At 45.8% G+C, this 13334-nt stretch carries 14 protein-coding genes and 1 other RNA gene; 6 read left to right on the forward strand and 9 right to left on the reverse strand.

The features are described 5' to 3' along the window. The 3 genes from QGN29_RS03135 to ffs form a co-directional block, all read right to left on the reverse strand. The gene (locus tag QGN29_RS03135) at positions 1-324 is read right to left on the reverse strand and encodes a YbaB/EbfC family nucleoid-associated protein (protein WP_310799217.1); all 324 of its coding nucleotides are present in this window, start codon (positions 322-324) and stop codon (positions 1-3) included. An 11-nt stretch (positions 325-335) separates the two neighbouring features. Continuing rightward, positions 336-2138, reverse strand: coding sequence for a DNA polymerase III subunit gamma/tau (locus QGN29_RS03140; protein WP_310799218.1), 1803 nt, complete (start codon positions 2136-2138; stop codon positions 336-338). A gap of 169 nt (positions 2139-2307) precedes the next feature. Next, an RNA gene (gene ffs / locus QGN29_RS03145) (signal recognition particle sRNA small type) lies at positions 2308-2405 on the reverse strand. Between the two features lie 75 nt (positions 2406-2480). Here ffs and nudC point away from each other — a divergent pair. Then, positions 2481-3401 (forward strand): NAD(+) diphosphatase, encoded by a 921-nt coding sequence (nudC, locus tag QGN29_RS03150; protein WP_310799219.1) that lies wholly within the window; start codon positions 2481-2483, stop codon positions 3399-3401. Here the strand turns inward: nudC and QGN29_RS03155 are convergent. Beyond that, complete coding sequence (locus QGN29_RS03155; protein WP_310799220.1) at positions 3359-3670, reverse strand: 4a-hydroxytetrahydrobiopterin dehydratase; 312 nt, start codon at positions 3668-3670, stop codon at positions 3359-3361. The genes nudC and QGN29_RS03155 overlap by 43 nt on opposite strands. A 41-nt stretch (positions 3671-3711) precedes the next feature. Further along, positions 3712-4416 carry an NAD-dependent deacylase gene (locus tag QGN29_RS03160; protein WP_310799221.1) on the reverse strand — a complete coding sequence of 235 codons (705 nt, stop codon included), beginning with the start codon at positions 4414-4416 and terminating at the stop codon, positions 3712-3714. A gap of 76 nt (positions 4417-4492) precedes the next feature. Between QGN29_RS03160 and QGN29_RS03165 the strand changes: the two genes are divergently transcribed. Continuing rightward, positions 4493-4966: a low molecular weight protein-tyrosine-phosphatase gene (locus tag QGN29_RS03165; RefSeq protein ID WP_310799222.1), complete on the forward strand. Its 474-nt coding sequence runs from the start codon at positions 4493-4495 to the stop codon at positions 4964-4966. A gap of 14 nt (positions 4967-4980) precedes the next feature. After that, positions 4981-5835, forward strand: a complete 855-nt coding sequence (locus QGN29_RS03170) for a fructosamine kinase family protein (RefSeq protein WP_310799223.1) — start codon at positions 4981-4983, stop codon at positions 5833-5835. A 20-nt stretch (positions 5836-5855) separates the two neighbouring features. On the opposite strand, the gene QGN29_RS03175 is transcribed toward QGN29_RS03170, so the two are convergent. Further along, positions 5856-6530 carry an arylesterase gene (locus QGN29_RS03175; RefSeq protein ID WP_310799224.1) on the reverse strand — a complete coding sequence of 225 codons (675 nt, stop codon included), beginning with the start codon at positions 6528-6530 and terminating at the stop codon, positions 5856-5858. Positions 6531-6582: 52 nt separating this feature from the next. Between QGN29_RS03175 and QGN29_RS03180 the strand changes: the two genes are divergently transcribed. The 3 genes from QGN29_RS03180 to QGN29_RS03190 all read left to right on the forward strand — a co-directional run bounded on the left by QGN29_RS03180 (position 6583) and on the right by QGN29_RS03190 (position 10748). Then, complete coding sequence (locus QGN29_RS03180) at positions 6583-7317, forward strand: ABC transporter ATP-binding protein (RefSeq protein WP_310799225.1); 735 nt, start codon at positions 6583-6585, stop codon at positions 7315-7317. Beyond that, positions 7317-9875, forward strand: coding sequence for an ABC transporter permease (locus tag QGN29_RS03185; RefSeq protein ID WP_310799226.1), 2559 nt, complete (start codon positions 7317-7319; stop codon positions 9873-9875). Before QGN29_RS03180 ends, QGN29_RS03185 begins: the two co-directional genes overlap by 1 nt. A 171-nt stretch (positions 9876-10046) precedes the next feature. After that, positions 10047-10748: a Bax inhibitor-1/YccA family protein gene (locus QGN29_RS03190; RefSeq protein ID WP_375164668.1), complete on the forward strand. Its 702-nt coding sequence runs from the start codon at positions 10047-10049 to the stop codon at positions 10746-10748. 66 nt (positions 10749-10814) lie between these two features. Here QGN29_RS03190 and QGN29_RS03195 read toward each other — a convergent pair whose 3' ends face one another. From QGN29_RS03195 to QGN29_RS03205, 3 genes are all read right to left on the reverse strand, one after another. Then, a complete protein-coding gene (locus tag QGN29_RS03195) occupies positions 10815-11633 on the reverse strand; it encodes a pirin family protein (protein WP_310799228.1) in 819 nt (272 codons plus the stop codon). 86 nt (positions 11634-11719) lie between these two features. After that, positions 11720-12628, reverse strand: a complete 909-nt coding sequence (locus tag QGN29_RS03200; RefSeq protein WP_310799229.1) for a LysR family transcriptional regulator — start codon at positions 12626-12628, stop codon at positions 11720-11722. 73 nt (positions 12629-12701) lie between these two features. Continuing rightward, positions 12702-13256: a 2OG-Fe(II) oxygenase gene (locus tag QGN29_RS03205; protein ID WP_310799230.1), complete on the reverse strand. Its 555-nt coding sequence runs from the start codon at positions 13254-13256 to the stop codon at positions 12702-12704. Positions 13257-13334: the final 78 nt, after the last annotated feature.

Consider the following 13334-nt stretch of genomic DNA (forward strand, 5'->3'; position numbering starts at 1 on the left):
TTAGAAAGGCATTTTAAATCCGTCAGGCATTGGAATTCCACCTGTCAGATCTTTCATGTTATCGGCCTGCATGGCTTCTACCTTACTACGCGCATCTGCATGAGCAGCAAGAATGAGATCTTCAACAACCTCTTTCTCTTCTGCGGTGAATAGGCTTGGATCTATTGAGAGAGCTTTCATCTCTCCTTTGCCGTTAAGGGTCACATTCACCAGTCCAGCACCCGAAGATCCCTCTACAGACTGATTTTCCATCTCTGCCTGCATGGACTGCATTTTTTCTTGCATTTCTTGTGCTTTTTTCAGCATTCCTGAAAGGTTTTTCATTCCTTTATCCTTTACTCAAAATCAAAATCTGCCAGTTCATTGTCGCCGTCAGCACCCTCTGTGAAATCTTGCATCTCTAAGAGCATCGCCTCAGGGTCTCCAGAAAGGACTTCATCCATTTTCTTTTCTCGTACAGCCAAGAGTTCGGCTTCAGGGAAATGGATCAACAGTTCTTTCACAATTGGTTCTTTCATCGCCGCGGCTTTTCGCGCCTGATCAATATTTATTTCTTTTTGGCGAACTGAAATTTGGCCTTCTGCTTTACTTACAGTAACCAACCAGTCCTGTCCTGTCCAAAGCTGAAGACATCGTTTGACCCGCATAATCAAATCAACCGGCGCTTTAGGCGTCGGATTAATTTCTAACTTTCCTGGACTAAAGTGCACGAGAGACACCAGATCTGAGAGGGCAACGCCCAGAGCACTTTCCTTTTCCTGATGGAAAAGATCAATCAATTTTTCAAAGGAGACTGGCATAGGATGTTTGGCATACTCTCCTGCGTCCGTAGTCTGTGGTTTCATTGCAACTACATCTGCTGATCTCAGCTGTGCCGTGGGTGATTGCATCGATGAAGAATTGGCTTGAGGGCCTGCAGAAGCTGATGATCCTGCGGATCCGCCCGTGCTCCTCAGACCCACACTGCCCCCTGATTGAGCGGATGCTTGTACTTTTTTCACAAGGTCAGACGGCGCGGGCAAATTGGCCGCATAACTCAATCTAATCAACACCATCTCAGCCGCAGCGATAGGACTTGGAGCAGAACGGGTTTCTACAAGCCCTTTCATCAACATTTGCCAGGCTCGTGTTAGCACTGGCATAGCCAATTTTTCAGAAAGTTCTCTTCCCTGAACTGCTTCTGCTTCACTGGTCAACGAATCTGCCCCTGTTTCAGGCGTGACCTTCAAGCGGGTTAACCAGTGGGTTACTTCTAACAAATCATTAATCACAACGACGGGATCTGCACCGCTGTCATATTGCCGTCGCAGCGTTGTCAATGCTTCCCCAACAGAGCCCTTCATGACCTGTTCAAAAAGATCAATGACTTGTGCTCTGTCTGCCAGGCCCAGCATATCACGAACTTGTTGTTCAGAAATTTTTCCCGCTGTATGGGCAATTGCCTGGTCTAAAAGAGAGAGACTATCACGCACAGATCCTTCTGCTGCACGAGCAATTAATTTCAGCGCATCTTCGTCGGCCTCACAGTCTTCCTTTTGGATAATCGATGCGAGATGAGAGACTAAAGTCTGGGCTTCAATTCGTTTCAAATCAAATCGTTGACACCGCGAGACTACCGTCACAGGTAATTTGCGTATCTCAGTGGTTGCAAAGATAAATTTTACATGCTCTGGCGGTTCTTCAAGAGTTTTCAATAAGGCATTAAATGCGTTCTTAGAAAGCATATGCACCTCATCAATGATATATATTTTATACCGCGCAGAGACGGGGGCATACCGTACACTCTCAATAATTTCACGGATATCATCGACCCCTGTGCGTGAAGCAGCATCCATCTCGAGGACATCCACATGTCGACTTTCTGTAATACTCGTACAAGCGTCACAAGTTCCACATGGTTCAATGGTAGGACCGTCAGTGGAAAGGCAATTTAAGCCTTTAGCAATAATGCGTGCCGTTGTGGTTTTCCCTACTCCTCTCACGCCTGTCATGATGAAAGCATGGGCTAACCTTCCTGTATCAATCGCATTTGAAAGGGTGCGAACCATGGCCTCTTGTCCAATAAGTTCATTGAAATTACTGGGCCGGTATTTTCGCGCTAAAACGCGATATTCCTGAGAGTGCTCTGCAGTTGACATATTGTTTCCCACTTACCTGAAATTCTTCCTTTTATGACTAGCAGAAGCCAGCCTGATGGAAAAGGGGGAATGTGATAAAATTATGCAATTAGGCACTTCGCGTTGGCTTCAACCGTTTGCCTTATCTTAAGTCTAAGGCTCAATCGAAATGAGAGAAAAGCGGGTAAGAAAAAGAGGAGAAGACTGATGACCCGCCCCGGGCTCGTTACGGCTGCTTCCTTTCGGACCTGACCGAATTGGCGAGTGGCACGTCCACCAGCCTCCTGCGGGCTATATAGAGACTTTCTTTTAGCCCTGCAAGGGGGTAAGCTCACAAAAATCAAGAAAAAGAGGCTAAAATTTATGTCAGACCTGTTAAATGCGAACCAAATTCACATCATGTTCGCAGGAAACCCACTAAATCGTATGGATAACTATCGTCCAGACAGTCAACTTGATGAAAAATGGCGCAGCCACCCTGATTCGAAAATCATTCTGACGTGGCGTGATAAAGTCGCTATTACCTCAGACTATAAAATAAAATGGCATTCAAAGGCTGATCTGCAAACCTATGAACACGAACAGGCTGTCTTTCTAGGGATGGACCAGAATGACACACCATATTATGCAACTGCTTTAGTTGAAGAGAATGACGCTATTAAATTCAAGGATCTGCGCAGCTTGGCATTTAATGCAACCGCTGGCGATGAAGAACTTGCTATGGCCGCGCAAGGAAAAAGCATGCTAGATTGGCATAGAAGTCATGCATATTGTGGGAAATGCGGCGAACAATCTACCATGCGCAAAATGGGATATGAACGAAAATGCAGTGCGTGCGATTCAAGTCATTTCCCTCGTACAGATCCTGTTGTTATCATGCTTGGAGTTCATCTTGAAACAGATAGTATTCTCGTTGGCCGGCCCCATAACCTGTTTGAAGGGGTCTATACTGCGCTTGCAGGCTTCATGGAACCTGGGGAATCCATTGAAGAAGCCACGGCCAGAGAATTGCATGAAGAAGCCGGTGTAAAGGTTACTAAAGTGCATTATGTAGCCAGTCAACCTTGGCCCTACCCTTCGACACTCATGATTGGTTGTATTGCTGAAATCGAAAGCAAGGATTTAGAGATAGACCATGAAGAATTAGATGATGCGCGCTGGTTTAGTCGCAAAGAAGCTCAAGAAATCATGGATGGAAAAAAGGAAAATCTCATGTTTCCTCCCCCCCTTGCGATTGCCCGTCAGTTGTTAGAATTTTGGTTATCAAGCAAATCGTCAATATGATGCGCAAGGGCGAAATCAAGCTCGCTCAGCCCCCCACTGTCATGAGTGGTTAAGCTGATATGCACTCGATTATAGACATTGGACCAATTCGGATGATGGTCCAAAGCCTCCGCCTTTTCCGCTACTTTATTCATGAATGCCCATGCTGCTCTAAAATCTTTAAAAGCTAATTCTCGCTCAATAAACTGTTTACAATCACTGAGGGTCCAGCCTTTTAAATGTTGTAAATTTAACACAACACTGCCTTCAGATAGTTTCGCTCTACTCATTCATAACTTCCTTTCAACACTTGCCCTTTGGTACACGTGACTTAGCCTTTTAGCACTTCATCAACCCAATGAGGTACTAGCTCCCCCGCAGGGCCAAATCTATTTTCTGTGAACATATGCGATCCCTGACTCTGTTCTAAGTTCAGCTCTAATCTCTCTGCATAGCCTGCCTCTGCAACGGTTTGGACAAACCCAGCAGCGGGATATACATGGCCACTGGTTCCGATGGAAACAAAGAGATCACAGCTTCCAAGCGCCGTATATATTGTTTCCAAATGCTTCGGCATTTCACCGAACCAAACAATATCTGGACGCAGTGCCGGTGCAGCACCACACCCTGGACAGGCTGTCTCTTGTGAACAAGCTTTCAGCCATCGATGACTGGTATGGCACTTTAGACAGCGGACTTTTCGCAACTCACCATGCATATGAAGTACGTCTGTAGCGCCTGCTTGGGTGAGTAAATCATCAACATTTTGAGTTACCAGCGTCACTGTCCCTTCAAATGCCAATTGTAATTTGGCAAGTGCACGGTGAGCGGCACCCGGTTCGACAGCCTCAAGCTGTACTCGTCTCTCACTATAGAAGCGTTGAACCAAATCAGGGTCCTGATGAAAGGCTTCAGGCGTTGCTACATCTTCGACGCGGTGCTCTTCCCACAACCCGTTATTATCCCGAAAAGTTCTAAGACCACTTTCTGCTGAAAGACCAGCGCCTGACAAGATTACAATATGCTTATATTTCATCTTCACACCTCTAAAATCTTCCTCTATACTCCCTTTCAGGGGTGATTATAGGATAAAGTTGGGCTGGAGGAAACACGTGGTTTCTATTCTCTTTGTATGTATGGGCAATATCTGTCGTTCCCCTATCGCTGAAGGTGTTTTTCGTGCCTTAGCAGAAGAACGCGGCCTGAGTGAGGCTCTCCATATCGATAGCGCTGGTACGACAAATTATCATGCTGGCGATAAACCAGATCCGCGTTCCATTGCTGTTTGTAAAGCTGAGAAAATTGATATTTCAGGTCAACGATCTCGTGGCGTTACAAAAGATGATTTTGAAAATTTTGATTTAATTGTTGTAATGGACCGTACCAACGAAGCAAATTTACTTAAGCGGTGTCCAGAAGACTATCGCGAAAAAATTCAGCTTTTTTTACCCTATATTCCAAATAGTCCCTTGAAAGAAATGCCTGATCCTTATTATGGTAGAGATGAGGATTTTGAAAAATGTCTCTCCATCGCTCAAAAAGCGGCGCAGGGTCTCATGGATATAGTCGAGCCTCATCTGATATAGGAAAGTCTCAGAGCATGAACTTAAAAAAAGTCGTTGCAGATATTGTTGGAAACCGCTTAATCAATGCGGAACCCCTTGGAAATAATACAACACTGACTCTAAAATTAACGTTGGATGATGATCGTCAATTCGCTGCAAAAGTTGTCAAACAAGATGCAATGGATGATGTGGACAGTGAAGTGCTGATGCTAGAACATATCCAGCGCACAACTGATCTTCCAACCCCTGGGATTGTTTCTGTTAAACCTGGTTTATTATTAATGGAATTAATTCCCTTCACCAGTGATTGGATGACCCCTGCTAGTGAAGTAGATGTGGCCCAACATCTTGCTACTTTTCACTGTGCACCTGCTGACTATTGTGGCTTTGAAATTGATACCAGTGTCAACGGCATTCATCAACCCAATGATGTCAACATGAATTGGTGCGATTTTTTCATCAACCAGAGACTAAGATGGGGGGCGCAACTTTGTGTGGACAGCGGACAGATGCCCGCACGGCTCGCCAAAAGAATAGACGCTCTTATAGAGTTATTACCCAATATTATTCCTCATGATATTCCCCCAAGCCTCCTGCACGGCGATTTATGGAAAGGGAATATTTTAGTGGACGGCCCAAAGGTTAAGGCCTTTATTGACCCTGCTCTCTATTATGGTCACTCAGAGATGGATCTGGCATTCCTGTCAATGTTTGGCAAAGTTTCCAATAAATTCTATGATGCCTATAGTGAAATTAGACCCCTTGATAAGGCCTTTTTAGAAGAAAGAAAGTGGCTCTATTTAATCTGGCCTATCTTAATTAACATTCGCTTACGGGGCAGCAATTTTGTCAAACACTTAGATTCGATGCTGACAAAATTCGGCGTTTAAACATGGCACATTCAAGCTAGCTATTCTTGCCCTTCAATCACTTTCTTAAGGTAAGGTCCCATTTTCTCAATAATGATAGCGACACCCTCTTTATTTGGATGAATGCCATCTGGTTGATTGAGGCTTTGGACTGCCGCTACACCCTCTAAAAAGAACGGATAAAGGGAAGCCCCATATTCTTCAGATAACTCAGGGTATATGGCATTAAATTCTTGAGCATAATCTGGGCCTAAATTAGGCGGCGCTTGCATTCCAACAAGGAATACATCAATCCCTTTCCCGCTAAGATCTTCAAGAATTGCCTTAATATTGCGTCGTGTTACTTTTGGATTCACGCCGCGAAGACCATCATTGCCCCCAAGGGCAACAATAACCAGGTCAGGTCCTTCGGGTCCAAATCCAGCGAGAGACCATCCTAAGCGGGATCTGCCGCCCGTAGTTGTATCCCCAGAAACACCTGCATTCATGATGGTTATTTTATATCCTAAATTTTGTGCATTGATCCATTGAGACATTTGATCCACAAAACCATCTCCTGCGGGCAAGCCATAGCCTGCTGTCAAACTGTCACCTAGTGCCAGAACACGAAAAGGCCGGTCTTCACTGTTCACCGCAAATACAGCACTATTTGCCATAAAAATGAACCAAACCGCAATTAAACGACTATAAAGACTTGAAAGTCTGGATAAATACATCAAATGTCTCCGTATAGGCATGTCTAAAAATAATAAAAGAGCGAAAAACATCATGAGCCAAAACGATAGCATCATCAAGTTAAACAATGTTCATTTAACGCTGAATAGTGGCGCAGGTCCAGTTCACATTTTAAAAGGCATTAATCTCGACATTAAAAAAGGGACGACGGTAGGCATTGTAGGCCCCAGCGGCTCAGGCAAATCATCTCTGATGAGTTTAATGACAGGAATGGAACAAGCCACCGAAGGAGATGTGATCGTCGATTCTCTTTCTTTAGTTGGCAAGGACGAAGATATCCTTGCCAAGCATCGCTTAGGCCGCATAGGTATTGTTCTTCAGGCATTTCACCTCATTCCGACAATGACTGCTACAGAGAATGTCGCTGTACCGCTTGAACTTGCCGGCACAAAGCAGGCTTTTGAACGCGCAGAAGCTGAACTTGACTTGGTGGGACTTGGCCACCGAATGGATCACTATCCGACACAACTTTCAGGGGGAGAACAGCAGCGTGTTGCCCTCGCTCGCGCCCTAGCACCCGAACCCCCGATTCTTTTTGGGGATGAACCCACAGGAAATTTAGATAGCAATACGGGTCGCGCTATCATTGATCTGATCTTTGATCTCGCAGAACGTCGAGGATCGACGCTCATTATTGTGACCCATGACCCAGCCTTAGCTGACCGCTGTGATCGCGTCATTAGCATGGCAGACGGACTGATAGTTGATGATACTGGCGATACACACTCTCCTGACTTGGATCGCTCTGAAAAAACGGCAGTTCACTAATGACTAGACACTCTCAAAATGGGGCCTATGCAGGCCTGCCTGTCTGGGCACGTATTGCCTTGCGGGAACTTCGTGGCGGTCTAGGCGGATTTAAAATCTTTATCGCCTGTTTGGTGATCGGTGTTGCAACAATTGCAGCTGTGGGCACGTTAACAAAATCAATTGAAGACAGTCTCGCTCGTGAGGGTCAAACGATTCTTGGGGGCGATATAGAAATCGGAACTGGCCGCAAAACGATCCCGCAAACTGCCCTGACCTATCTCAAGGAAAAAGGCACGCTGATCACAACCAGTCGGATGCCAACCATGGCCAGATCTATGACCAGCGGGGAAGCAACTATGGTTGACCTGCGTGCCGTGGGGGAAGGTTATCCTCTTTATGGTCGAGTTGAAACAGTCCCTCAGCAAGAAATGGGCACCATCTTAGCGCAAAATAATGCTGTTTTTGGTGTTGCTATTGAGGAACTACTGGCAGATCGTCTTCAGCTTAAAATCGGCGATAAGATTAAACTTGGAACGCTTCAAGCCGAAGTCCGCAGTCTGATTATTAGTGAGCCGGACAAAGCTAATCTTGGGTTTCAACTGGGACCAACTGTCATGATATCCAATGCAGGTCTTCAACAAACAGGCCTGGTCCAATATGGAAGCCTGATCGGCTATGCGTACAAATTACGTCTGCAGAAAAACGACCAACAAGCCCTTACTGACTTTAGAACAAATTTCAAAGAAGCCTTCCCTGATACGGATTGGCGGGTAAGAGATCGCACCAACAGCGCCCCTGGCTTACGTCGGTTTATTGAACGCATGGGCATGTTTTTAACCCTTGTAGGGCTGACAGCCTTAATCGTTGGGGGTGTTGGTGTTGGCAATGCTGTAAAAGGATATATGGATTTTAAAACGCGCACGATTGCCACCCTCAAAATTCTTGGTGCCAGTGGCAGTACAATCTTTAAAGTCTATTTTGCCCAAATCTTGATCATCGGTCTAATCTCCATTGGGGTTGGCCTCGTGGTCGGTAGTTTCTTACCGCAGTTGCTGGTTCAGCTCTTGCCAGATAATTTTCCTATTGAAGCCCATGCGGGCATCTATACCATGCCATTGGTATTGGCTGCTCTCTACGGCCTATTGGTGACAACAGCCTTTACTGCATGGCCTCTCGGGGTTGCCAGAGACCTGCCCCCCGTTCGTTTATTCAGAGAACAAGTAGAGGGAGATCGCACACGCCCAAGAGCTACTTATTTGGCGTTGATCATTGCCAGTGCGATTACAATCGTGATGCTATCAGTGGGAATGAGTGATAGAAAAATGATCGCCGCTGGCTTTATGGCTGGGGCTGTAGGCAGTTTATTACTCCTTCGCCTTACAAGCTGGTTGATAGAGAAAATAGCATCTAAATTGCCAAAAACACGCAAACCCTTGCTGCGACTTGCCATAGCAAATATTCACCGTCCAGGGGCAGCTACGGGACCAGTGACCATCTCGCTGGGGCTGGGGCTTACTCTCTTTAGCGCGCTGGCCTTGATTGAAGGAAATCTGGATGCTCAAGTTCAAGAACAAGTTCCTGAGCGGGCCCCTAGTTTTTTCTTTATGGACATTCAAAAAAGTCAGATCGATGGCTTTAAAGAAGACGTTCTGTCAGTGGACGGCATCTCTGATCTAGAGACGGTGGCCAATCTTCGAGGTCGTGTCATTAAATTTAACGGTGCTGATGTTGACATGAACAAAGTCGGCGAAGGCTTCAGATGGATTGTTCGCGGCGACAGAGGCATAACATATCTCAAAGAATTACCACTTGGTAGCGACGTCGTCAAAGGCTCTTGGTGGCCTGAAGATTATCAAGGACAGCCAGAAATTTCTATCGGGGAACGTGAAGCCGCAGGTTTAGGGTTGGATATTGGAGATACGGTAACCTTCAACATCTTAGGGCGTGAGATTACGGCGACCATTCGCTCTATCAGGAAAATTAATTGGAGCTCTATGGGCTTTAACTTTGTCTTTATTTTTGACCCTTACACCCTCTCAGTTGCCCCCCATACACTGATGGCGACTGTTAAAACTACAAATGCTGAAGCGGAACGGACTGCCCATCGTCTGATTACGAAAAAATATGAAAATGTTAGTGTCATCCGAATGAAGGAAATTCTGCAGAAACTTAATGACCTTCTCTCCCAAATGAGCGTTGCTATTAAGGGCACAGCTTTGATCGCAATCCTCTCTGGCATTTTGGTGCTCGCAGGGGCAATAGCGGCAGGCTTCCGTCAACGGGTGTATGAAAGCGTTATTCTCAAAGTAGTAGGCGCCGTCCGCAGTCAAATTCTAAAGGCTTATATTCTTGAATATTTGATGGTTGGATTAATCGTGGCTCTGATTGCCCTCGCGCTTGGGGGACTGGCCGGTTATGTGGTGGTTACACAAGTATGGCAAATGCAATTTACCTGGCTGCCTGTGCCAATCATGATCACGCTTGCCACAAGTCTTGTCGTCACTTTAGGTTTTGGCCTTATGGGCAGCTTCCGTGCCTTGGCCGTATCCCCCAATAGTGTCTTACGGAATGAATAAATCTCATCTGTCCGCCCAGGCGGACAGAATGCTCTAAACTTTTTCTCTATTAATTTTTTACACTTGAAATCTTGTTAGAGAATCCTCATATTTAAATCATATGGGACTATTGTAGACATTTTGTCTGCCCCTCTAACTTATTAAAGGAGCTCAATCGTGGCTGATTACGATATGAAATATTCCGCTACGCCAAATACGGAAGCGCGTGCTGGGTATAATATGGGTCTGCGTAAGCATATGCTGAACGTATACAACTATATGGCATCTGGAGTTTTACTCACAGGTATAGTCTCTCTGTGGTTGAGTACAAATCCTGAAATGATCTACGCTGCGATGTCAGGCGGTACTGGTTTCCTCTTCATGCTGGCTCCTCTTGCCTTTGTTATGGTCATGAGCTTCGGTGTGAACCGCTTTAGTGCTTCTGCCTTGAAAGGGATCTTCTTTGCCTTTGCTGCTGTAATGGGTGTCTCTATTTCAACCATTTTCTTAACCTATACGACAGAGAGTATTGCCTCGACCTTCTTCGTGACGGCAGCCGCCTTTGGCGCGCTTAGCCTCTATGGGTATACAACGAAGAAAGATCTATCTGGTTGGGGAACTTTCCTCTTTATGGGTCTGATTGGGATTATCATCGCAAGCATTGTGAATATCTTCCTTGGATCAAGCATGATGGCCTTTATCATTAATGCACTGGGTGTTCTTATTTTTGCAGGAATGACAGCCTATGATACGCAGCGTCTTAAGTCTGAATATCATCAACTTGCTGGTAGTGGCTTCCTTGGTAAAGCAGCGATTATGGGGGCATTGAACCTCTATCTTAACTTTATCAATCTTTTCCTATTCCTTTTGAGTTTCCTAGGAAACCGCGAATAGAATTTCTAAGTGAACTCATAGAAAAGCCCAGCCTTCGGACTGGGCTTTTTTTGTAGCAATTCCCGTTTAAAAGTGACCGTTATTATAGTCCGAAATTGCCCGGTGAATTTCCTCTTTTGTATTCATCACAAAGGGGCCGTATCGTGCAACTGGTTCACGCGTTGGCCGCGCTGCAGCGACAATAAGACGCCCCGTCTCAAGCGCAGAAAGTGCGACCTGATCCCCGTCTGTTAAAACTGCCAGCGTTCGTTTAGAGACGACCTGTTTGTCAATTTCAATGCTGCCTTCCACTGGATAAACAAAAGCCGTATGGTCGTGCGGCAAATCCAGAGTCATAGTCTGACCTGCCCTTAAGTGAATATCCATATATGTAGGGTCTAGATGAACTCCTTCCACAGGACCTCGTTGATTATCGTAGCCTCCTGCGATCAGTCGGATCTCACTGCCATCTTCCTCTATCACGATCAGATTCTCTGCTGTGACATCTTGGTAATTTGGCACTTTCATTTTCTCATTGGCGGGCAAATTCACCCAAAGCTGCATGCCGTGCACGCTTTCCCCGTTTTCGCTAACGGGCATTTCACTGTGCTGCAAGCCACTGCCTGCGGTCATCCACTGCGCGTCTCCTGGGCCAATCACGCCGCCGCCACCTTTGTTATCTTGGTGGGCCATTTTGCCCGAAAACATATAGGTCACTGTCTCAAAACCTCTGTGAGGGTGCTCGGGAAAGCCACCCGCTCCATCCTTAAGCTCAAATTCATCTAGTAAGAGAAATGGATCAAGTACGGACAGTTCCGGTCGTCCAATTGTTCTATGTACGGTTGCCCCATCGCCTTCTTGTTGGGTGAGGGCAGGCAAAAGAGTTTTTACTGTACGGGCTGTCATTGGTCATCTCCTTATTAATCTATAATCAGACAATAAGGCAGTATCAGAGAGGATAATAGGTCATAAAGGCGAGACTTTATGTTCCCTTAAAAGCAACACTTAACGCCTTCAGATTTAAAATAAGCCGCCATATGATCAACTAGGGCCCTGACTTTTGTACTTTGCTGACGGGACGGCGGATAAAGCGCATATATACCCATTGTATGCTGGGTATAATCACTTAAGAGCTCAACAAGATCCCCAGAAAGTAAAGAGCGATGCACAAAAAACATGGGCAAGACAGCGACACCGACCCCGTCTAACGCCCCTTGAACCTGCATCTTTCCACTGCTAGTAATCAACCGGCCCTTCACTCGGACGGACTGTGTATTTCCGTGACTGGTTTGGAACTTCCACTGACTTCTAGCTTCAACGTTTGAATAGAAAATACACTCATGGTCCTTGAGATGTTCTGGGGTCTCTGGTGTGCCGTGTTCTTTTAGATAGGCAGGACTGGCAACGACGGCTGGACGTACATCCGTCAGTTTTTTACCAATCAGGCTGCTATCTTTCAGTTGCCCCACACGAATCCCAAGGTCATAGCCCTCCCCGATCAAGTCTACTTGTTTATCAGTTAAGTTCAACTCGAGATCAATTCCAGCGTTTTCCTTTACAAAAGCTGAGAAAGCCTTGTTCAACAAAATGTCACCAAGACTACGCGGGGCTGTCACCCGAAGGCGTCCCACTAAGGCACTGCCAAGACCACTCACCTCTTGCCGTGCCGAGTCTAATCTATCAAGTATAGAGCGGGCTCGGTCATAATAGAGTTCACCAGCTTCTGTGGCCACAGCACCGCGTGGTGACCTTTTAAGTAAAGAGACGCCCAAATTCTCTTCTAAGGTAGACAGACGTCTGCTAGCGACAGATTTGGTCAGGTTTAAACTTTTTGCTGCCTCTGTCACACTTCCTGTTTCAACAGTACGACAGAAGGTTAAGATATGAGTTAGATCATCCATGGATGTTTCCTATTATGAAACTTATACCCTGTAAATATGTATATTAAGCACGTAATAAGCAACAAAAATAAAACTATCCATACCAACCTGCAATAGAATGGCGCGTACAAGTTGTCGGCAGAACTTCATGGGGGATCTCTGTACTCATAAAGAAAGCAACTGTCCCCAGCATAGGGCTCACTTGAACGCGGGTGGTATTATCTACGCCTGTATAGAGGACTAATTGACCTGCATTCTCTGATTGCCAACGGGGATTGAGAAAAGCCACTAAGGACAAACGGCGATTGCTTTGTCCGTGGAAGGCGTCCATATGTTTGCTGTAAAAATCTCCTTTTTGATAGCAAGCATAGTGGCTCTCAATAGGCGATAACCCTAACAGAAGCTCACGGTTTAAATGATGCCGCAACCGTTCAGACCAAAGATGCCAGTCATGATCTGCCCTACACCTTTCTTGATCAGTCCATGCTGTTTTGTCGCGGCGGATCTCAGGGTTATGTTGCTGCGTTTTCTGTCTGCCAATCCCTGCTGGTTTATAGGTCGGCGCCTTATCGCTATGAATGTGCAGTACCAATTGATTGGCTAAGGACTCGGGCAGTAAATTCGGTTGGATACTATAGCCATAGCTCACTAAATCTTGCCCAACTTGAGTGAATAGGTCAGCCTCTATCTCCAAGTTTTGACAGACAGAATGATAGGAAGCAGTTTT

This window comes from Temperatibacter marinus (assembly GCF_031598375.1).
Lineage (GTDB): Bacteria > Pseudomonadota > Alphaproteobacteria > Sphingomonadales > Kordiimonadaceae > Temperatibacter > Temperatibacter marinus.

What these genes read in the sequence shown, in the direction of transcription:
- QGN29_RS03175 (WP_310799224.1), bottom strand. Translation starts at nt 6,530, where the DNA reads ATGTATTTATCCAGACTTTCAAGTCTTTATAGTCGTTTAATTGCGGTT.
- QGN29_RS03140 (WP_310799218.1), bottom strand. Translation starts at nt 2,138, where the DNA reads ATGTCAACTGCAGAGCACTCTCAGGAATATCGCGTTTTAGCGCGAAAA.
- QGN29_RS03190 (WP_375164668.1), top strand. Translation starts at nt 10,047, where the DNA reads ATGAAATATTCCGCTACGCCAAATACGGAAGCGCGTGCTGGGTATAAT.
- QGN29_RS03180 (WP_310799225.1), top strand. Translation starts at nt 6,583, where the DNA reads ATGAGCCAAAACGATAGCATCATCAAGTTAAACAATGTTCATTTAACG.
- QGN29_RS03155 (WP_310799220.1), bottom strand. Translation starts at nt 3,670, where the DNA reads ATGAGTAGAGCGAAACTATCTGAAGGCAGTGTTGTGTTAAATTTACAA.
- QGN29_RS03160 (WP_310799221.1), bottom strand. Translation starts at nt 4,416, where the DNA reads ATGAAATATAAGCATATTGTAATCTTGTCAGGCGCTGGTCTTTCAGCA.
- nudC (WP_310799219.1), top strand. Translation starts at nt 2,481, where the DNA reads ATGTCAGACCTGTTAAATGCGAACCAAATTCACATCATGTTCGCAGGA.
- QGN29_RS03185 (WP_310799226.1), top strand. Translation starts at nt 7,317, where the DNA reads ATGACTAGACACTCTCAAAATGGGGCCTATGCAGGCCTGCCTGTCTGG.
- QGN29_RS03195 (WP_310799228.1), bottom strand. Translation starts at nt 11,633, where the DNA reads ATGACAGCCCGTACAGTAAAAACTCTTTTGCCTGCCCTCACCCAACAA.
- QGN29_RS03200 (WP_310799229.1), bottom strand. Translation starts at nt 12,628, where the DNA reads ATGGATGATCTAACTCATATCTTAACCTTCTGTCGTACTGTTGAAACA.
- QGN29_RS03135 (WP_310799217.1), bottom strand. Translation starts at nt 324, where the DNA reads ATGAAAAACCTTTCAGGAATGCTGAAAAAAGCACAAGAAATGCAAGAA.
- QGN29_RS03170 (WP_310799223.1), top strand. Translation starts at nt 4,981, where the DNA reads ATGAACTTAAAAAAAGTCGTTGCAGATATTGTTGGAAACCGCTTAATC.